Consider the following 18,182-nt stretch of genomic DNA (forward strand, 5'->3'; position numbering starts at 1 on the left):
TATCCCTCCCGCCGGGACGATATTCAAAAATTCACGAGCCAAATCACCTCCTTTCACAAGCACAGAGCCCGCAAATTCATTACACTGCCAGCGGTCTTTTCTATCGGGAGTGCTGCTGCAGTATGGAAATATTGATCCTGTTTGGATTGATTTTGCTCAATGGCGTCTTCGCCATGTCGGAAATCGCCATCGTGACGGCACGCAAGGCACGCCTCGCCAAAATGGCGAGCGAAGGGAGCCGCTCCGCCGCCATCGCCCTCAAGCTCGGGGAAGATCCGACCCATTTCCTCTCCGCCGTGCAGATCGGCATCACCAGCATCGGTCTGCTCAACGGTATCTATGGCGAGTCCCTGCTGGCCCAGCCCTTCGCCCTCTGGCTGCAGGAGTGGGGGCTCTCCCCCAAGAGCAGCAGCCTGCTCGCCACCGTCATCGTAGTCGTGCTGGTCACCTATCTCTCCATCGTGGTAGGGGAGCTCGTGCCCAAACGCCTCGGACAGCTCAGCGCCGAGCGCATCGCCTGTCTGGTAGCCCGCCCCATGCTCTGGCTGGCGACCCTGACCCGTCCCTTCGTCTGGTTGCTCTCCGCCTCCACCAACGCCAGCCTGCGGCTGCTGCGGGTCGATCAGCGCAGCAGCAACAACGTCACTCAGGAGGAGATCCACGCCATGCTGGTGGAGGGCTCCGAAGCGGGGGTGATCGAGGACCATGAGCACACTATGTTGCGCAACGTGTTCCGCCTCGACGAACGCAGCCTGGCCTCCCTGATGGTGCCGCGCAGCGACATCCGCTATCTGGACCTGTCACTGCCGCTGGAAGTGAACCTCCAACGTCTGGTGGAGTATCGCCACAGCTTCTTCCCTGTCTGTGACGGCAGCCTGTCGGATCTCGTCGGCATCCTCAACGTCAGCAAGGTGCTGCACGCCTACATCAAGGGAGAACCCATCGATCTGGCGGCGCTGACCCAGGACGGCAGCCTGCTGCCGGAGACCCTCAACGGCCTGGAGCTGCTCAACCACTTCCGTACCCACTCCGAGCACATGGTGCTGGTGGTGGACGAATATGGCGAGCTGCAGGGGCTGGTCACCCAGCAGGATCTGCTGGAAACCCTGGCCGGCGACTTCCAGCAGGAAGATGGGGAGGACAACTGGGCCTTCCAGCGCGCCGACGGCAGCTGGCTGCTCGACGGCCTCATTCCACTGCCAGAATTGAAGGACTGTCTGGAGCTGGTTCGTCTGCCGGAAGAAGAAAAACATCACTATCACACCCTTGGAGGGCTTATCATGCTGCTCCTTGGCCGCCTTCCCCAGACCGGAGACCTGGTCACCCTGGAACAGTGGCAACTGGAAATCGTGGATATGGACGGCCTGCGCATCGACAAGGTACTTGCCATGCCCTTGACCGACCAACCCAGCTAACCTGCGGAGTTTGCATGTATGGAGCAGTTTTACCACCTGGCTCACGCCTTTATGCATCAGGATCTGGCGACACTCTCTGATCCCAAGATGGTCTTCATGGTCTATGTCGTCCTGCTGACCTTCCTAGTGCTCGAGAATGGCTTTATCCCCACCGCCTTCCTGCCAGGGGATACCCTGCTGATCCTGACCGGCGTGCTGATCTATCAGGGGGTGTTGCCGATGGCAGTGGTCCCGCTGCTGATCATGGCGACCTTCGTCGGTACCTGGCTTGGCTACATGCAGGGGCGTTTCCTCGGCCACACCCGGATGTATCACAGGCTGATGTCCCATCTCGATGACAAGCACAAGGAGAAGGTGCACTACCTGCTCAACAAGTACGGCATCATCACCCTGATCACCGCCCGCTACATCGCCTTCGTGCGTACCGCCTACCCCTATATCGTCGGCGCCAACGAGATCCCCCAGGGGCGCTTCCTGGTGGTCAACCTGATCAGCTCCATCATGTGGATCTGCCCCCTGGTCGGGCTGGGTTACTACCTGAGCCACACCAAGCTGGCCGCGCAGTATGAGTCCCAATTTCTCAGCGTCATTATCTACCTGCCGGTCGTACTGCTGGTGGGCGGCCTCATCGCTCTGGTCTGGCGCTGGTGGAGCAGACGCAAGCCCGGCGTCTCCAGAGAGTGAGACAAACCACAGGGTCGCCCACAGGCGGCCCTTTTTTATGGAAAATAGTGGCGAATTCCCCCTGCTCGCTCTTGTAAAGCAGGGGCAAAAATGAGTGAATCTAGCGCCTTTTTTCGCTGTGGATGGAGTTGGTTGTATGGGGTGTTGGATTCGCGCAATCGCGCTGGTAGGTGGATTGATGGGACTGCTGGGTTCGCAGGCATCCCTGGCGACCCCCGACCCGGCCAAGCTGCAGCTCAAATCGGGCAGTGCCCTGGTGATGGACGTCAACACCGGCAAGACCCTGTATCAGAAAAACCCCACCCGGGTGCGCCCCATCGCCTCCCTCACCAAGCTGATGACGGCGCTGGTGGTGCTGGATGCCCGCCAGAACCTCAATCAGACCCTGACCATTGATCAGAACGACAGGGACAACATCAAGCACACCTATTCACGGGTGCGCATGGGCACCCAGGTCAGCCGCCGCGACGCCCTGCATCTGGCGCTGATGTCCTCCGAGAACCGCATGGCCTCGGCGCTTGCCCGCCACTACCCGGGGGGTCGCCAGGCCTTCATCCGCGCCATGAACAACAAGGCCAGACAGCTCGGCATGCGCAACACCCGCTACTATGACTCCACCGGTCTCTCCACCCGCAACGTCTCCACCGCCCAGGATCTGGCCAAGCTCCTCTCTGCGGCCTATCGACAGCCGCTGATCCGTGAATTCACCCAGGACACCAGCAGGGAGATGCGCTTTCACAAGCCGGCCTACAGCCTGATGTTCAACAATACCAACCCGCTGGTGAAGAACCCGGACTGGGATGTACGCCTCTCCAAGACAGGCTATACCGACGAAGCGGGCCGCTGCCTGCTGATGCGTGCCAAACCGGATCGTCAGGAGCTCGCCATCGTACTGCTCAACTCGGTGGGCAAACGCACCCCTGTCGGGGATGCCAACCGCATCCGCAAGTGGCTGAAAAGCTGATTCTTTCCACGAAGACATGAAAGGATGCCACGGCATCCTTTTTTATTGCCCGCCAAATGCCTCAGCAGGCCGCCAGAGGGCGCCAGCCCCGCACAGCATAGTGCGTTATGGTAAGGGCACCCAGGGGCACGTGCAGCCAGGGGGAACCGTCCCCCGTGGGGGCGTCAGGGAGAAGGACACGAGAGAGACAACCCCATGATGGGGAGGAGGAAATCGCCCATAAAAAAACAGCCCCGACTGACGTCGAGGCTGTCTGTATGGTGCGCCCGAGAGGATTCGAACCTCTGACCACCTGGTTCGTAGCCAGGTACTCTATCCAGCTGAGCTACGGGCGCCCNNAACAATGGTGCGCCCGAGAGGATTCGAACCTCTGACCACCTGGTTCGTAGCCAGGTACTCTATCCAGCTGAGCTACGGGCGCAAAATGGCGGAGAAGGGGGGATTCGAACCCCCGATGCGGGTATAAGCCGCATACTCCCTTAGCAGGGGAGCGCCTTCAGCCTCTCGGCCACCTCTCCGTTTGCGGGGCTGATAATACTTCACAGGGATTTTTAGTCAAACACTTTTTTGGAGAAAACAGAGCGTTCGCTCAGCATTTGGCCAAAGAGTGGAATATTCAAGCAATATCGACACTTACCCAGTAGTTTCGCGCTCTGCAGGCCGATTTGCAGGCCCCTGAAAAACAAAAGGCGACATCCGGGATGTCGCCTTCATGCAGCCATGAAATGGCTTAGAAATTCGGTTGGCCCGGGACTTTCTCGGCCTGTATCCGCATGTAGATCTCTTCGCGGTGTACGGAAACCTCTTTCGGTGCATTCACACCGATACGAACCTGGTTCCCTTTTACGCCCAGTACGGTAACGGTTACTTCGTCACCAATCATCAGGGTTTCCCCTACACGACGAGTCAAAATAAGCATTCGCTTGCTCCTGTATCCTGTTTTGTATTTATATCGATATGCGCCATTATCTTACAAAGATACCGATATGGTAAATGGTTGAAACTAAATCAATCAGGGATTGTTTCCCAAGGGCTGCTCATGAGGCTCTTGATCCAACCCGAACGCCGAGTGCAACGAACGCACGGCCAGCTCCAGGTACTTCTCGTCAATCACCACGGATATCTTGATTTCAGAGGTGGAGATCAGCTGCATGTTGATCCCTTCCTCACCCAATACCTTGAACATGGTGCGCGCTACACCAGGATGATTCCACATGCCGACCCCGACGATGGAGACCTTGGCGATCTCTCCGTTGCCCTGCACGCAGGCGGCCCCCAGCTCGCTGGCGGTCTCCTCCAGCAAGGCGCGGGCCCGGCGATAATCATCGCGATTCACCGTGAAGGTGAAATCGGCGGTGCCATCCCCCATGGTGTTCTGCACTATCATGTCGACATCTATGTTGGCGTCGCTGATCGGATTCAGGATCTGCGCGGCCACGGTCGGCCTGTCCGGCACACCCAGAATGGTCAGGCTGGCCTCGTTGCGATTGAACGCAATGCCGGATACCAGGGGTGCTTCCATCCTCTCACCTCCATATGTGATTAAGGTTCCCTCTCCGTCGACGAAACTCGACAGCACCCTTAGCGGCACGCGGTACTTGCCCGCGAACTCGACCGAACGGATCTGCAACACCTTGGCTCCGAGACTCGCCATCTCGAGCATCTCCTCGAAGGTGATGGTATCGAGGCGACGCGCCTTGGGCTCGATGCGCGGATCCGTGGTATACACTCCGTCCACATCGGTAAAGATCTGGCACTCATCGGCCTTGATGGCCGCAGCCACGGCCACCGCGGTGGTATCCGAACCCCCTCGGCCCAGGGTAGTGATGGCATTATGCTCATCGCGCCCCTGGAAACCGGCAATCACTACCACCTTGCCGGCACCGAGTGCGGCTTCCACCTGCTCGGTGTCGATACGGGTGATGCGCGCCTTGCCATAGGCGGAATCGGTGTGGATGCGGACCTGATCGCCGGTCATCGAGACTGCGGGGCAACCGCGCTTGTTGAGCGCAATCGCCAGCAGTGCAATGGTGACCTGCTCACCGGTGGAGATCAGCACATCCATCTCGCGCCGGTTGGCATCCTGGTCCAGCTGCTGGGCCATGCCCAGCAACCGGTTGGTTTCGCCCGACATGGCGGAGACCACCACCACCACGTCATGTCCCTGGGCACGGGTCAGTTGAACCCGCTCAGCAACTGCCTCGATCCGCTCCAGCGTGCCGACCGAGGTGCCACCGTACTTCTGTACATAGAGTGCCACAGATCACCTCGCCCGCTTACAGGCGCTCTTCCAGCCAGGAGTGAACGGATTGCAGCGCCGCCGGCACCGCCTCAGGCTGGGTACCACCCGCCTGTGCCATGTCGGGACGACCACCGCCCTTGCCACCCACCTGCTGGGCCACCAGATTGACCAGCTCACCAGCTTTGACCTTGCCGGTCAGGTCATTGGTCACGCCCGCGATCAGGTTGACCTTGCCATCACTGCTGGTTGCCAGCAGCACGACACCGGATTTCATCTGGTTCTTCAGCTCGTCCAGCATGCCGCGCAGGGATTTGGGGTCGACCCCTTCCAGGGCGGCAACCAGCACCTTCTGGCCATTGATGTCGATGACCTGACTCAGCAGGTCGTTACCCGCCTGCGCCGCCAGCTTGGCTTTGAGCTGTTCCAGCTCGCGCTCCATCATCTTGGCCTTGTCCAGTACCTGGCGCACCTTGTCGGCGATGGAAAACTGATCGCCCTTCACCAACGCGGCGGCCTCTTCGATCTGTTCACCCAGCTGGTGCATCAGATCGATGGCGCTCTTGCCGGTGACCGCTTCGATACGACGCACGCCAGCCGCGATGCCGCTCTCGGCAATGATCTTGAAGAAGCCGATGTCACCGGTGCGCTTGGCGTGAGTACCGCCGCACAGCTCGGTGGAGTAGTCGCCCATGCGTACCACGCGCACATCGTCTTCATATTTCTCGCCAAACAGCGCCATGGCACCGGCTGACTTGGCCTCTTCCAGCCCCATCAGCTGGGTGGCCACCTCGTGGTTGGCACGGATCTGGGCGTTGACGAGCTCCTCGATCCGGCGAATGGTCGCCATGGTCAGCCCTTCGAAGTGGGAGAAGTCGAAGCGCATGCGCTCGGCGCCCACCAGGGATCCTTTCTGGGTCACATGCTCACCCAGCGCCTGGCGCAAGGCCGCGTGCAGCAGGTGAGTCACGGAGTGGTTAAGGGCGATGGCCTGACGACGGTCGCCATCGACCACGGCCTCGACCTCGGTTCCCTTCTCCAGGGTACCCAGTTCCAGATAGCCCTTGTGGATGATCGCCTTGCCCGCTTTCTGGGTGTCGGTGACGGCGAAGATGCCGTCATCCACCTTGAGGATGCCGCTGTCACCCACCTGACCGCCGGACTCCGCATAGAAGGGGGTCTCCGCCAGCACGATCACTGCCTCTTCACCGGCGATGAGGCCATTGACCTCGACACCATCCTTGTAGATACCGACCACCAGGGTGTTCTGGCTCAGCTGCTTGTAACCGGTAAAGGGGGTCTCGAAATCGAGCTTCAGCACGTCGTTGTAGTTCACGCCGAAACTGGAAGCCTCTTTCGCGCGGGCGCGCTGCTTCTCCATCTCGGCCTTGAAGCCCTCTTCGTCGATGCCGATCTCGCGCTCGCGCACCACGTCGGCGGTCAGGTCGGCCGGGAAGCCGTATGTGTCATAGAGCTTGAACACCACTTCACCCGGGATCACCTTGGCATCACCGAGGTTGGCCAGGGCGTCTTCCAGCAGCAGCAGACCTCTGTCCAGCGTGCGGACGAACTGCTCCTCCTCGATACGCAACACTCGCTCGACCAGCGGCAACTGGGCGATCAGTTCTGCCGCCACATCCTTCATCTGCACGGCCAGCTCGGCAGCCAGCTTGTAGAAGAAGACGTCGGTAGCACCCAGCTTGCGGCCGTGACGCACGGCGCGGCGGATGATGCGGCGCAGCACGTAGCCGCGACCTTCATTGGAGGGCATGACTCCGTCAGCCACCAGGAAAGCGCAGGAACGGATGTGGTCCGCGATGACGCGCAGGGACTGGTTGCTCAGATCCGTGGTGCCGACGATCTCGGCCGCCTTCTTGATCAACGCCTGGAAGATGTCGATCTCATAGTTGGAGTGCACCCCCTGCATGATGGCGGAGATACGCTCCAGACCCATGCCGGTATCCACGGACGGACGGGGCAGCGGCTCCATGGTGCCGTCAGCCTGACGGTTGAACTGCATGAAGACCACGTTCCAGATCTCGATGAAGCGGTCGCCATCCTCGTCTGGTGAACCGGGAGGGCCACCCCAGATGTGATCGCCGTGGTCGTAGAAGATCTCTGTGCAGGGACCACATGGGCCGGTATCGCCCATGGCCCAGAAGTTGTCGGATGCATAAGGAGCACCCTTGTTGTCACCGATGCGCACGATGCGATCGGCCGGCACGCCGACCTCTTTTTCCCAGATGTCGAAGGCTTCGTCGTCAGTCGCGTAGACGGTCACCAGCAGGCGCTCTTTGGGCAGCTTGAGGGTACCGGTCAGGAATTCCCATGCAAACCGGATGGCGTCCTGTTTGAAGTAGTCACCGAAGCTGAAGTTGCCCAGCATCTCGAAGAAGGTGTGGTGACGGGCGGTATAGCCGACGTTTTCCAGGTCATTGTGCTTGCCGCCAGCCCGCACGCAACGCTGGGCCGTGGTGGCACGGTGATAGGCACGCTTGTCGGCGCCAAGGAACACGTCCTTGAACTGGTTCATCCCTGCGTTGGTGAACAGCAGGGTCGGATCGTTGTGCGGTACCAGCGAGCTGGAAGAGACAACCTGGTGTCCCTGGGTGCGGAAATACTCGAGAAACGCAGTGCGAATCTCTGACGTGGACATGTACATGGAAAATCCTGCTTGATTCGAATACGGACTTTTAACCGCATTAATGTAAGTTTTCTGCAGGGTAAAGTAAAACGTGGGGACCCTTGGCGGGTGAAATAGCCCCCAAGGGGCCAGCGTTTGGCTGCAGCACCCGCAAGGACGTCGCAACAGGGGGGCTTCGGGATGCCTCGCTCGACCACAGGGCCGCCATCGACAGACTCGGCGAAGGGCTGATATTCCCCACCAGCCGCACCGCACACCAGTTGCTATAGGTGTTCAACCTTGGCGCGCCACTATTGCTCACCTTGCATGGCTGAGAGGGCGTAACGGGCTTGTTCCTGGGTAAAACCACGCCCCATCAGATATTTGAGCCACTTCATGCGCAGTTTGAAGTCGGCAAGGTCGGTCGCCTTTGCCCGACGCGACAACAACGCAAGCGCCAGTTCGAACCAGTCGAGCTCGGGTTGATCCAGGGCAGCCTCGATCTGGGTGTCATCCAGCCCCTTGCGGCGCAGATCGAAGCGGATCCTGAGCGGACCATGGCCTTTGGCCGCACCAGCCCGCACCGCCATGGCACCGTAACGATCGTCATTGACCCAGCCATAGCCACGGCAATGGTCGAGTACAACGGCGACCACCTCCTCCTCGAATCCCTTCTGACGCAGGCGTCTGGCCAGCTCCGACTCGGCACTCTCGCGACGGGCCAGACTGCGCATGGCGTAGGCACGGGCGGCCGCCAGCTGCTCTTCAAAGGTCAATTCGACGGGCTCGCCCGTTTCGTTCACTGATTCATCCGCCATAAACAACAAGGCCGGGTATCAACCCGGCCTTTCCTCATTCCTTATTCGAACTCTTGTTCGTTTTCGGCTTCAAACTCGTCGTATTCGGCAGCCGTGGCCTTCTCTTCCACCGGCGCGGCGCCAGAGAGCAGCAGCTCGCGCAGCTTCACTTCCACCTCGGCAGCCAGTGCCTTGTTTTCGGAGAAGAGCTTCATCACGTTGGCTTTGCCCTGGCCGATCTTCTCGCCGTTGTAGCTGTACCAGGCGCCCGCCTTGTCGATCAGCTTGTGCTTGACGCCGAGATCCACCAGCTCGCCCTCCTTGGAGATACCGGCACCATAGAAGATCTGGAACTCAGCCTGCTTGAAGGGTGGCGCCACCTTGTTCTTGACGACCTTGACGCGGGTTTCGTTGCCGACCACCTCGTCCCCTTCCTTGATGGCGCCGGTACGACGGATGTCAAGGCGCACGGAGGCGTAAAACTTCAGAGCGTTACCACCGGTGGTGGTCTCCGGGCTGCCGAACATGACGCCAATCTTCATCCGGATCTGGTTGATGAAGATGCACAGGCAGTTGGCGTTCTTGATGTTGGCGGTCAATTTACGCAGCGCCTGGGACATCAGTCGGGCCTGCAGGCCGACGTGGGAGTCACCCATCTCCCCTTCGATTTCCGCTTTCGGGGTCAGGGCAGCCACGGAGTCGACGATGATGACGTCGACGGCATTGGAGCGCACCAGCATGTCGCAAATCTCCAGTGCCTGTTCACCGGTATCCGGCTGGGAGATGAGCAGGTCGTCGACGTTGACGCCCAGCTTGGCGGCATAGATAGGATCCAGTGCGTGCTCCGCATCGACGAAGGCACAGGTCTTGCCCTTCTTCTGGGCTTCGGCGATCACCTGCAGGGTCAGCGTAGTTTTACCGGAGGATTCCGGACCGTAGATCTCGACGATACGACCGCACGGCAGACCACCGATCCCCAGCGCCACGTCCAGAGAGAGAGAGCCGGTGGAGATGGCTTCAATATCCATGGTCTTGCTGTCGCCCAGACGCATGATGGAGCCTTTGCCAAACTGCTTTTCGATCTGGCCCAGCGCAGCCGCCAGTGCCTTCTGTTTGTTCTGATCCATGCCAATCTCCGCTGGGAATCGTGAATAAGAAGTGAAGTTGGGCTAAGTATACTGTTTATGCATACAGTATCAAGCCCAATTTATTTGAGCAGTGCCAGGAGTCCGGACAAGGCCTGTCTGACCGCCTGCTGGCGCACCTGATGGCGATCCCCATCGAAACGGGCGAGCAGGGAGTGGTGACGACCGGTACGATCTGCCCAGGCAAACCAGACAGTGCCGACCGGTTTCTCCTCGCTGCCACCACCAGGCCCGGCGATACCGCTGATGGCCACGCAGATACCCGCATCGGAGCGAGCCAGGCAGCCCCGGGTCATCTCCAGCACCACGGGTTCGCTGACGGCGCCGTGGCGCAACAGGCTGTCGATGCTGACGCCGAGCATCTGCTGTTTGGCTTCGTTGGTGTAGGTCACGAAACCGCGATCGAACCAGGCAGAGCTGCCGGCAGTATCCGTGATGGCAGTGGCAACCCCGCCGCCGGTGCAGGATTCCGCCGTGGCGGCCAGCCAGCCTCTGGCCAGCAGTGCCTCGCCCAATTCCCGGGATAAGCGGGAGATCTCTGCTTCAAGTCCCATCATCGCGTCCTCTTCCGGCCTCTTCCAGGCGAAATATGGCGCTCATTATGCAGTTGCCCCGCCCCTCGGGCAACCGACCCCGGGGCCACTGCGTCAGCAAGTTGTCGTCGCTTAAGCTCCAGTACATGGCTGCTCGTTATCATGTTCCAACACCGCCATGCATGCGGTTTCCATCCCATCAGACCAAGGAGAAAGCCGGATGAAGCATCCGTTCAACGTCGCCATGACAGCCCTCGCAATGTGTATCGCCACCCATGCCTTTGCCACCGAGGGTACCGCCGAGCTGCAGAGCGAGACCACCCTGGCCCAGGAGCTGAACCTCTCCAGCGCGCAGGTGGAGCAGATCAAGGGGCTGCGCGAGCAGGCCACCAGGGAGCTGGGCTCAATCAAGCTCGACGCAATCGGCCAGGACGTCATCGTCAACATGATCAAGTCCGGCAAATGGGATGAAGTGGCGGCGAGAAAGCAGTTGCAGACCATCAGCGACGTACAGGCCGAGGCCCGCTACCATCGCGCCCACTACCTCTTCGAGGTGAGCCGGGTGCTGACACCCGAGCAGAAAGCCAAGCTGCACGAGATGCTGAGCGGCGACGAAGCCATGTACTGAGGGCGACACTCTCCCCGCTCTCCCATCCCCGCATCCGTGCGGGGATGCTATTTCTCCTCCCCCATGCCTCTTCTCGGCCAGGCTCCATCCCAGGCCACTCTGGCCAGCATCAGCCGGATGCACAGATCCGCGACGGGACGCCAGCTTTGCCCCCAAGACGGAGATTCCTCCTCACCATCTTGCCTCGAGCATGTAGAATGGCCCCCAGATTCAGACCCATGACGGCAGACGTTTGCCCGCAAGAGCACCTTCTGGAATAGCACATGACAGCACAATACCAAGCGCCAGGCGCCAACTTGAGCGCCCACACCCCCATGATGCAGCAGTATCTGACCCTCAAGGCCGAGAACCCGGAGATCCTGCTGTTTTATCGCATGGGTGACTTCTACGAGCTCTTCTACGACGACGCCCGCAAGGCCTCCCAGCTGCTCGACATCTCCCTGACCAAGCGCGGCCAGTCGGCCGGCAGCCCCATCCCGATGGCCGGGGTGCCCTATCACGCCATCGAGGGGTATCTCGCCAAGCTGGTACAGCTCGGCGAATCGGCCGCCATCTGCGAGCAGGTGGGGGATCCCGCCACCAGCAAGGGGCCGGTGGAGCGCAAGGTCATTCGCATCATCACCCCGGGTACCGTCTCCGACGAGGCGCTGCTCAGCGAGCGGCAGGACAACCTGATCGCCGCCGTCTACCACGATGGCCGCCGCTTCGGTTACGGCACCATGGACATCGGCTCCGGCCGCTTCTTCATCAACCAGTTCGAGAAAGAAGAGACCCTGCTCGCCGAGTTGCAACGCACCAATCCGGCGGAGCTGCTCTACCCCGAATCGTTCGCCTTCCTGCACCATATCGAGGGTCGCCGCGGTCTGCGCCGCCGCCCGGAGTGGGAGTTCGAGCTCGGCACCGCCCGCAAGCTCTTGTGCCAGCAGTTCGGCACCCAGGATCTGGTGGGCTTTGGGGTCGAGCAGAGCGAGACCGCCCTGTGCGCCGCCGGCTGCCTGATGCAGTACGTGAAAGACACCCAGCGCACCGCCCTGCCCCACATTCGCAGCGTGCGCCTGGAGCAGCCCGATCATGCGGTCATCATGGATGCCGCCACCCGCCGCAATCTGGAGCTGACCCAGAATCTGGCCGGCGGTCACGACAACACCCTCTCCGCCGTGCTCGATTGCACCGCCACGCCGATGGGCAGCCGCCTGCTCAAGCGCTGGATCCACCAGCCGATCCGCGATCGGGTGATCCTCAAAGGTCGCCAGAGCACCATCAAGGAGCTCATCGAGCAGAACCTCTATGACGAGCTGGGCGGTTTGCTGCGCCAGGTCGGCGATGTGGAGCGGGTGCTGGCGCGCCTCGCCCTGCGCTCGGCCCGCCCGCGCGATCTGACCCGGCTGCGGCAGGCTTTTGCTCAGCTGCCCGAGTTGCAGCGTCTGCTGGCGGAGAGCGAGCACGAGGCGGTGCAGCAGCTGCGCGAGCGGGCGAGCACCTTCCCCGAACTGTTCGACCTGCTGGAGCGTGCCGTGATGGAGGTGCCACCGGTGCTCATCCGCGATGGCGGCGTCATCCGTGAAGGGTTCAATCAGGAGCTGGACGAGCTGCGGGATCTGGCCAATGGCGCCACCGCCAGCCTGGCCCGCATCGAGGAGCGGGAGAAGGCGCTAACCGGCATCAACACCCTCAAGGTGGGCTACAACAAGGTGCACGGCTTCTACATCGAGGTGAGCCGCGCTAACAGCCACCTGGTGCCGGCCCACTACATCCGCCGCCAGACGCTGAAAAACAACGAGCGCTACATCATCGATGAGCTGAAGAAGTACGAGGACAAAGTGCTCACCGCCCAGGCCCAGGCGCTGGCGCTGGAAAAACGTCTCTACGAAGAGCTGCTCGACGCCCTGCTGCCGCACCTCGGCGATCTGCAGGAGTCTGCTGCCGCACTGGCGGAGCTGGACGTGCTGGCCAACCTGGCCGAGCGGGCAGAGACCCTCGACTATCGCTGCCCCACCCTCATCGACGAGGATCAGATCATCATCGAGGCGGGCCGCCATCCCGTGGTGGAGCAGGTGATGACCGACCCCTTTATCGCCAACCCGATACAGCTGGAGCGGGAGCGGCGGATGTTGATAATCACCGGCCCCAACATGGGCGGTAAATCCACCTACATGCGCCAGACTGCGCTCATCGTTCTGCTGGCCCATATCGGCGCATTCGTGCCCGCCGACAGCGCCCGCATCGGCCCCATCGACCGCATCTTCACCCGCATCGGGGCGTCGGATGATCTCGCCTCCGGCCGCTCCACCTTTATGGTGGAGATGACCGAAACCGCCAATATCCTCAACAACGCCACCGCCCGCAGTCTGGTGCTGATGGACGAAATTGGCCGCGGCACCAGCACCTACGACGGCCTCTCGCTGGCCTGGGCCTGCGCCGAGCAGCTGGCAAGCAAGATTGGCGCCTACACCCTGTTCGCCACTCACTACTTCGAGCTGACCCGCCTGCCCGAGCTGATGAGCGGGCTGGCCAACGTCCACCTGGATGCGGTGGAGCACGGCGACACCATCGCCTTTATGCACGCGGTGCAGGAAGGTGCGGCCAGCCGATCCTACGGCCTGCAGGTAGCGGCGCTGGCCGGGGTGCCGAAATCGGTGATCCACCAGGCCCGCCACAAACTGCACGAGCTGGAGAGTGCCACTCCGGTGGCCGCCGGCGAAAGTCGTCCGGCTCCGGTAACTCTCGCCCCGCAACCCCATCCTGTGGTGGAGGAGCTGGCAGCAGTTCGCCCGGACGAGCTGACCCCGCGACAGGCCCTTGACCTGCTCTATCGACTCAAGCAGATGCTGTAGCTACCGACCGCCGAACAGGCATGAAAAAGGGGAACCGCGAGGTTCCCCTTTCGTTTGACCGAACCTGTCATCAGCCCGGACCGATGCGATCCATCAGGCTCAGATTGACCGACCCCGGATGGCGCTTGAGCTTCTGCCTGTATTCGAACTGGTGCTGGCTCTCCTGTTTGAGCCCCTGCATCAGGGAGTAGCACATGGCCAGCATGATGACCGAGAAGGGCAGCGCGGCGATGATGCTGGCGGCCTGCAGGGCGGCAAGCCCGCCGGAGACCAGCAGAATGGCCGCGACCAGCCCCTGCCCCAGCCCCCAGATGGCGCGGTGCAGCACCGGGGGATCCTGATCGCCGATGGAGAGCAGCGTCGTAATCACGAGCGTGCCCGAATCGCTGGAGGTGATGAAGTAGGTGCAGATAAGCAGGGTCAGCACCCCCTTGGCAATCCAGCCGAAGGTATCCCAGTGCAGCAGTTCCACCGTCTTGTAGAGCGCCATGGTGACATCCTGATTGACCGCTTCCACTACGCCGCCGCCACCGAACAGCTCCAGGTTCATGGCAGTCCCGCCGAACACGGTGAGCCAGAGCATGCCGAGCAGGGAGGGCACCAGCAGGACACCGAGCACGAATTCACGAATCGTGCGGCCCTTGGAGATGCGGGCGATGAACATGCCGACAAAGGGTGCCCACGCGATCCACCAGCCCCAGTAAAATGCGGTCCAGCTGGACTGCCAGGCCGAGGTACCGTTGGCTTCGGTATTGGTCCAGAAGCTCAGCTTGACGATGTTCTGCAGGTAATCACCGATGTTCTGCACATAGGCGTTGAGGATATAGGTGGTTGGCCCCAGCACCAGGAAGAGGCCCAGCACGAACACGCTCAACCAGATATTGAGTTCGGAGAGGATCTTCACCCCGCGCCCGACGCCGGAGATGGCCGACAGGGTGGCAATCAGGCTGATGCCACCGATGAGCCAGAGCTGGTTCGCTTGTGACACGCCCATGCCGAACATCTGATTGAGGCCGGTGTTCATCTGGGAAACTCCCAGCCCAAGGGAGGTCGCCACCCCGAACACGGTACCGAACACCGCCAGCACGTCGGCGGCATGGCCCCAGAAGCCGTAGATGCGATCGCCAAGAATGGGGTAGAGCACGGAGCGGATGGCCAGCGGCAACTTGCGCCGGTAGCTGAAGAAGGCCAGCGACAGGCCGACGATCACATAGATGGCCCAGGGGTGCAGACCCCAGTGGAAGAAGGTGAGGCGCATGGCGATCTGGGCCGCTTCCGGCGTCATACCTTCGGTGATGAAGGGGTTGCCCTGCAGGTGATACATGGGCTCGGCGATACTCCAGAACACCAGGCCTATGCCCATGCCTGCGCTGAACAGCATGGAGAACCAGGCAAAGTAGCCAAACTCCGGTACCTGGTCGTCGTCGCCCAGCCGGATGCTGCCAAAGCGGCTGAACATCAGGTAGACGGCGAAGAACAGGAACAGGGCGACCACCAGGATGTAATACCACTTGAAGCCAGCAATGATGGTGTCCTTGGCCCCGGTAAACCAGGTGCCTGCGGTATCCGGATCAAAGACGCCGAACAGCAGGAAGAGGGTCACGACGGTGAGGGCCGTCATGGCCATGGTGGGATTGAGGCCTTTCAAAAGCCCTTTGGTTGCTCGCATCGGGCCTCCTTAGTCGTTGTTGAAAAAGTCTTCACCCACGTGATCGCCGGCACCGCCGATGGCGCGATAGGCCAGACGACCAGCCACCTGCTCACGGTGATCCACCAGGGTCACCGACGGCTGGCCGTTCACTGCGTGGCGTTTGCCGAGGAAGATAGCCATGGGCACCCCCAGATTGGAGACACCGCTGGTGATCCAGAGGCGGTTGAAGTCATAGGAGCCACCGATGAACTCCAGCTGTGCCAGCCCATTGTCCAGACCCGCCAGATAAAAGTTCATGGCACTCTCGTCGGGGAAGAGGTGAACCAGCACATAGGCATAGCGCAGCTCATTGACCAACTCCTTTAGACTGAAAGAACCTGTGTTACTGCAAGAGAGCGGCAGCTCGCCATCGTAGTGGTGTACCTTGAGGTTGTTGGGGTCCTCGTCATAAGCAGGTTGATAACGCACAAATGCCGCGGTATCAGGCAGTTCATAGCGAACTCTGACCACGCGCAGATCGGCAACCAGGGACTTGATATCCAGGTCGTCATGCATGATTTCACTCCTCAAATATCGGGTTGGAATGGGGCAATTGTCCGATAACCTAACACAATATTCATTAGAGCTAAAACCATTACATCAAAAACCATATTGACCTTGTTATGGATTAGGCGGAGAATTTCGCGCCTCTCCACAGCCCTGCGATGACCCAGACCCCATGGAAAAACATGATGAAGTGCTGATCGCCCTGCGCCAGATCATCCGTGCCATCGACATGCACTCCAAGCGCTTGATCAAGGAGGCCGGCCTGACCTCGCCCCAGCTCCTGCTGCTCAAGGGGATCGACGAGCTTGGCCAGATCTCCATGCGCCAGCTGGCGGATCACACCAACATGAGCCAGGCCACCGCGACCACCATCATGGACCGGCTGGAGAGCCGCCAGCTGGTGCAGCGCATTCGCAGCGAAACCGACAAACGCAAGGTGCATGCGACGCTCACTGACGCGGGACGCGCCCTGCTTGCCCAGGCTCCGACCCCCTTGCAGGAGAGTTTCATTCAACGCTTTCAGGCACTGGAGAACTGGGAGCAGGGGTTGTTGCTCTCATCCCTGCAACGCATCTCCGCCATGATGAATGCCGACGGCATCGATGCCGCCCCCGTGCTGAGTGTCAGCCCCCTGACCGAAGAGCGGGCCTGAAATCCTGAAGTCCGTTTACATGTTTTCAGTTAACTTCTGGCACTCAGAACCCGATGTACCGCATCGGGGATTCTGCATTGCGAGGCCTAATGCGATCATTCTGGGTTATAACTACCCACCACCTTATGCACCATCTTCCTCGTCTACACCAGGTCCTACGGGCTTTGCTACAGCAACTCTCCTTTCAGTATCCCGTTCACCCGCTCTGCCAGCGCATTCTGATAACAGTCATACCCATCAGTCATCGAGTACTGTACTCCGTACCGTTCATACAGCGTCTGATTCAAGCCTGAGCAATACTGCACCCTGCCGTCCGAGTGATGGATAAACTCCCCGCTGCCACGCCGTTGCTTCAGTGCTCTGCGCCATCACAACCAACTCAGCATGCATCCCTTCGTGCACGTGATGCCCCGCTATCTTACGCGAGAAGGCATCCGTCACCAGGCTCAGGTAGAGTGGCCCGCTCTTTGCCGGCAGGTAAGTGATGTCGGCAACCAAGACCTGCCCTGGCGCCACCGCAGTGATTTTCACCGGGCCGGGTTTGAGCAAGTTGGGATGGCGATAGAAACGCTGAAAACTGTGGAGCGTCTTGTGATAGGCCCGTTTGGGCTGCACCAACAGACGGTGCTCGGCCAATATCCTAAACAGTCTGTCCCACCAGACCGTCAGCCCAGCATCGTCTTGGCCCTGCAGCAGATAATGCTACTTGTGGATGCCCACCCGTAGTGAACTTTGCGCACAAAGCTCACTACCTGCTGCCCTTGTGCATGACGCAGGTCGGCGACCCGATTGCGATTGTAGTCAGCCTAACGGTTTATTCCGAGGAACCAGCAAGCACTGAAGATGGTCAGCTTTTCGACATACCGCTGCGAGAGAGCTTACCAGGTCGTTTTTTACGATTGAGGCGCCTTCAAAGAACTGAGCCTCCAGGCTCATCAGCGCCAGCTACTCGAGCTCCTTGATACGCTGTTCAGACATTTGGTTGCCGGGATCAGGCATGATGTGATCCTGCCAGCTCTAATCGATGCTCCCTGGCTCCAACCCTGCAGACCATGCTTATGCAACCATACCAGAATGGTCGAATTGCCCTGAATGCCATATTGGAATTGTGTCTACTGGTAGGTGAGTTCACCTTTTTCAATCTGCTCGACCAGGGACAATTTAAACCTCAGTGAGTAATCGCGCTGTGTGCGTTTCACACCTTGTCCCATCGAGATCTCCATCTATTCGGGGAAGAAGGTATAAGCCATATTCAGGACGGGGACAATGGGAAAAGAAAAAGCCCAGCATTGCTGCTGGGCTTTTTATTTGGCTCCTCCTGCTGGGCTCGAACCAGCGACCTGCGGATTAACAGTCCGTCGCTCTACCGACTGAGCTAAGGAGGAATTATTCGTGGTGCCCAGAGACGGAATCGAACCGCCGACACGGGGATTTTCAATCCCCTGCTCTACCGACTGAGCTATCTGGGCAA

At 60.2% G+C, this 18,182-nt stretch carries 15 protein-coding genes, 5 tRNA genes and 1 pseudogene; 6 read left to right on the forward strand and 15 right to left on the reverse strand.

What is annotated here, in order from left to right:
* Positions 1 to 122: 122 nt before the first annotated feature.
* The 3 genes from PG879_RS00705 (at position 123) to pbpG (ending at position 3,063) form a co-directional block, all read left to right on the forward strand.
* Positions 123 to 1,415 carry a hemolysin family protein gene (locus PG879_RS00705; protein ID WP_029313724.1) on the forward strand — a complete coding sequence of 431 codons (1,293 nt, stop codon included), beginning with the start codon at positions 123 to 125 and terminating at the stop codon, positions 1,413 to 1,415.
* Positions 1,416 to 1,433: 18 nt separating this feature from the next.
* On the forward strand, positions 1,434 to 2,099 hold the full coding sequence (locus PG879_RS00710; protein WP_039040923.1) for a DedA family protein: 666 nt from the start codon (positions 1,434 to 1,436) through the stop codon (positions 2,097 to 2,099).
* Between the two features lie 136 nt (positions 2,100 to 2,235).
* The gene (gene pbpG, locus PG879_RS00715) at positions 2,236 to 3,063 is read left to right on the forward strand and encodes a D-alanyl-D-alanine endopeptidase (protein ID WP_210557335.1); all 828 of its coding nucleotides are present in this window, start codon (positions 2,236 to 2,238) and stop codon (positions 3,061 to 3,063) included.
* A 258-nt stretch (positions 3,064 to 3,321) separates the two neighbouring features.
* Here the strand turns inward: pbpG and PG879_RS00720 are convergent.
* The 9 genes from PG879_RS00720 to pncC all read right to left on the reverse strand — a co-directional run bounded on the left by PG879_RS00720 (position 3,322) and on the right by pncC (position 10,421).
* Positions 3,322 to 3,398, reverse strand: a tRNA-Arg gene (locus PG879_RS00720).
* A gap of 9 nt (positions 3,399 to 3,407) precedes the next feature.
* Positions 3,408 to 3,484 (reverse strand) — tRNA-Arg (locus PG879_RS00725).
* 4 nt (positions 3,485 to 3,488) lie between these two features.
* Positions 3,489 to 3,581, reverse strand: a tRNA-Ser gene (locus PG879_RS00730).
* A 212-nt stretch (positions 3,582 to 3,793) separates the two neighbouring features.
* Positions 3,794 to 3,982, reverse strand: a complete 189-nt coding sequence (gene csrA, locus PG879_RS00735; RefSeq protein WP_005315760.1) for a carbon storage regulator CsrA — start codon at positions 3,980 to 3,982, stop codon at positions 3,794 to 3,796.
* Positions 3,983 to 4,075: 93 nt separating this feature from the next.
* The gene (locus PG879_RS00740) at positions 4,076 to 5,323 is read right to left on the reverse strand and encodes an aspartate kinase (protein ID WP_010672822.1); all 1,248 of its coding nucleotides are present in this window, start codon (positions 5,321 to 5,323) and stop codon (positions 4,076 to 4,078) included.
* A gap of 16 nt (positions 5,324 to 5,339) precedes the next feature.
* Complete coding sequence (gene alaS / locus PG879_RS00745; protein WP_270829606.1) at positions 5,340 to 7,964, reverse strand: alanine--tRNA ligase; 2,625 nt, start codon at positions 7,962 to 7,964, stop codon at positions 5,340 to 5,342.
* 272 nt (positions 7,965 to 8,236) lie between these two features.
* Positions 8,237 to 8,743, reverse strand: a complete 507-nt coding sequence (locus PG879_RS00750; RefSeq protein WP_113978665.1) for a regulatory protein RecX — start codon at positions 8,741 to 8,743, stop codon at positions 8,237 to 8,239.
* 41 nt (positions 8,744 to 8,784) lie between these two features.
* Positions 8,785 to 9,849, reverse strand: a complete 1,065-nt coding sequence (gene recA / locus PG879_RS00755) for a recombinase RecA (RefSeq protein WP_010672819.1) — start codon at positions 9,847 to 9,849, stop codon at positions 8,785 to 8,787.
* An 80-nt stretch (positions 9,850 to 9,929) separates the two neighbouring features.
* Complete coding sequence (gene pncC / locus PG879_RS00760; RefSeq protein ID WP_029313644.1) at positions 9,930 to 10,421, reverse strand: nicotinamide-nucleotide amidase; 492 nt, start codon at positions 10,419 to 10,421, stop codon at positions 9,930 to 9,932.
* 199 nt (positions 10,422 to 10,620) lie between these two features.
* On the opposite strand from pncC, the gene PG879_RS00765 reads away from it, so the two are divergent.
* Positions 10,621 to 11,028 carry a Spy/CpxP family protein refolding chaperone gene (locus PG879_RS00765; protein WP_010672817.1) on the forward strand — a complete coding sequence of 136 codons (408 nt, stop codon included), beginning with the start codon at positions 10,621 to 10,623 and terminating at the stop codon, positions 11,026 to 11,028.
* Between the two features lie 263 nt (positions 11,029 to 11,291).
* Positions 11,292 to 13,862 carry a DNA mismatch repair protein MutS gene (gene mutS, locus PG879_RS00770; protein ID WP_109112148.1) on the forward strand — a complete coding sequence of 857 codons (2,571 nt, stop codon included), beginning with the start codon at positions 11,292 to 11,294 and terminating at the stop codon, positions 13,860 to 13,862.
* A gap of 70 nt (positions 13,863 to 13,932) precedes the next feature.
* Here the strand turns inward: mutS and PG879_RS00775 are convergent, their stop codons facing one another.
* Together PG879_RS00775 and PG879_RS00780 are read right to left on the reverse strand one after the other, a co-directional pair.
* On the reverse strand, positions 13,933 to 15,531 hold the full coding sequence (locus PG879_RS00775) for a BCCT family transporter (protein ID WP_042879412.1): 1,599 nt from the start codon (positions 15,529 to 15,531) through the stop codon (positions 13,933 to 13,935).
* A 9-nt stretch (positions 15,532 to 15,540) separates the two neighbouring features.
* Positions 15,541 to 16,068: a hypothetical protein gene (locus PG879_RS00780; protein WP_010672814.1), complete on the reverse strand. Its 528-nt coding sequence runs from the start codon at positions 16,066 to 16,068 to the stop codon at positions 15,541 to 15,543.
* Positions 16,069 to 16,231: 163 nt separating this feature from the next.
* Here PG879_RS00780 and PG879_RS00785 point away from each other — a divergent pair, with 163 nt between their 5' ends.
* Positions 16,232 to 16,711 carry a MarR family winged helix-turn-helix transcriptional regulator gene (locus PG879_RS00785; protein WP_010672813.1) on the forward strand — a complete coding sequence of 160 codons (480 nt, stop codon included), beginning with the start codon at positions 16,232 to 16,234 and terminating at the stop codon, positions 16,709 to 16,711.
* Between the two features lie 267 nt (positions 16,712 to 16,978).
* Here PG879_RS00785 and PG879_RS00790 read toward each other — a convergent pair whose 3' ends face one another.
* From PG879_RS00790 to PG879_RS00805, 4 genes and pseudogenes are all read right to left on the reverse strand, one after another.
* Positions 16,979 to 17,347, reverse strand: a complete 369-nt coding sequence (locus PG879_RS00790; RefSeq protein WP_223937767.1) for a hypothetical protein — start codon at positions 17,345 to 17,347, stop codon at positions 16,979 to 16,981.
* A gap of 395 nt (positions 17,348 to 17,742) precedes the next feature.
* Positions 17,743 to 17,922: pseudogene (locus PG879_RS00795) on the reverse strand (IS3 family transposase); the annotation flags it as partial.
* Between the two features lie 98 nt (positions 17,923 to 18,020).
* Positions 18,021 to 18,096: transfer RNA gene (locus tag PG879_RS00800), tRNA-Asn, on the reverse strand.
* Positions 18,097 to 18,104: 8 nt separating this feature from the next.
* Positions 18,105 to 18,180: transfer RNA gene (locus PG879_RS00805), tRNA-Phe, on the reverse strand.
* Positions 18,181 to 18,182: the final 2 nt, after the last annotated feature.

Origin of the sequence: Aeromonas sp. QDB63 (assembly GCF_027707425.1) — a bacterium.
Classification (GTDB): Bacteria; Pseudomonadota; Gammaproteobacteria; order Enterobacterales; family Aeromonadaceae; genus Aeromonas; species Aeromonas caviae.

Excerpts from the sequence above, each read along its gene's own strand:
- PG879_RS00705 (WP_029313724.1), top strand. The coding sequence starts at position 123 with ATGGAAATATTGATCCTGTTTGGATTGATTTTGCTCAATGGCGTCTTC.
- PG879_RS00710 (WP_039040923.1), top strand. The coding sequence starts at position 1,434 with ATGGAGCAGTTTTACCACCTGGCTCACGCCTTTATGCATCAGGATCTG.
- pbpG (WP_210557335.1), top strand. The coding sequence starts at position 2,236 with ATGGGGTGTTGGATTCGCGCAATCGCGCTGGTAGGTGGATTGATGGGA.
- csrA (WP_005315760.1), bottom strand. The coding sequence starts at position 3,982 with ATGCTTATTTTGACTCGTCGTGTAGGGGAAACCCTGATGATTGGTGAC.
- alaS (WP_270829606.1), bottom strand. The coding sequence starts at position 7,964 with ATGTACATGTCCACGTCAGAGATTCGCACTGCGTTTCTCGAGTATTTC.
- PG879_RS00750 (WP_113978665.1), bottom strand. The coding sequence starts at position 8,743 with ATGGCGGATGAATCAGTGAACGAAACGGGCGAGCCCGTCGAATTGACC.
- recA (WP_010672819.1), bottom strand. The coding sequence starts at position 9,849 with ATGGATCAGAACAAACAGAAGGCACTGGCGGCTGCGCTGGGCCAGATC.
- pncC (WP_029313644.1), bottom strand. The coding sequence starts at position 10,421 with ATGGGACTTGAAGCAGAGATCTCCCGCTTATCCCGGGAATTGGGCGAG.
- PG879_RS00765 (WP_010672817.1), top strand. The coding sequence starts at position 10,621 with ATGAAGCATCCGTTCAACGTCGCCATGACAGCCCTCGCAATGTGTATC.
- mutS (WP_109112148.1), top strand. The coding sequence starts at position 11,292 with ATGACAGCACAATACCAAGCGCCAGGCGCCAACTTGAGCGCCCACACC.
- PG879_RS00775 (WP_042879412.1), bottom strand. The coding sequence starts at position 15,531 with ATGCGAGCAACCAAAGGGCTTTTGAAAGGCCTCAATCCCACCATGGCC.
- PG879_RS00780 (WP_010672814.1), bottom strand. The coding sequence starts at position 16,068 with ATGCATGACGACCTGGATATCAAGTCCCTGGTTGCCGATCTGCGCGTG.
- PG879_RS00785 (WP_010672813.1), top strand. The coding sequence starts at position 16,232 with ATGGAAAAACATGATGAAGTGCTGATCGCCCTGCGCCAGATCATCCGT.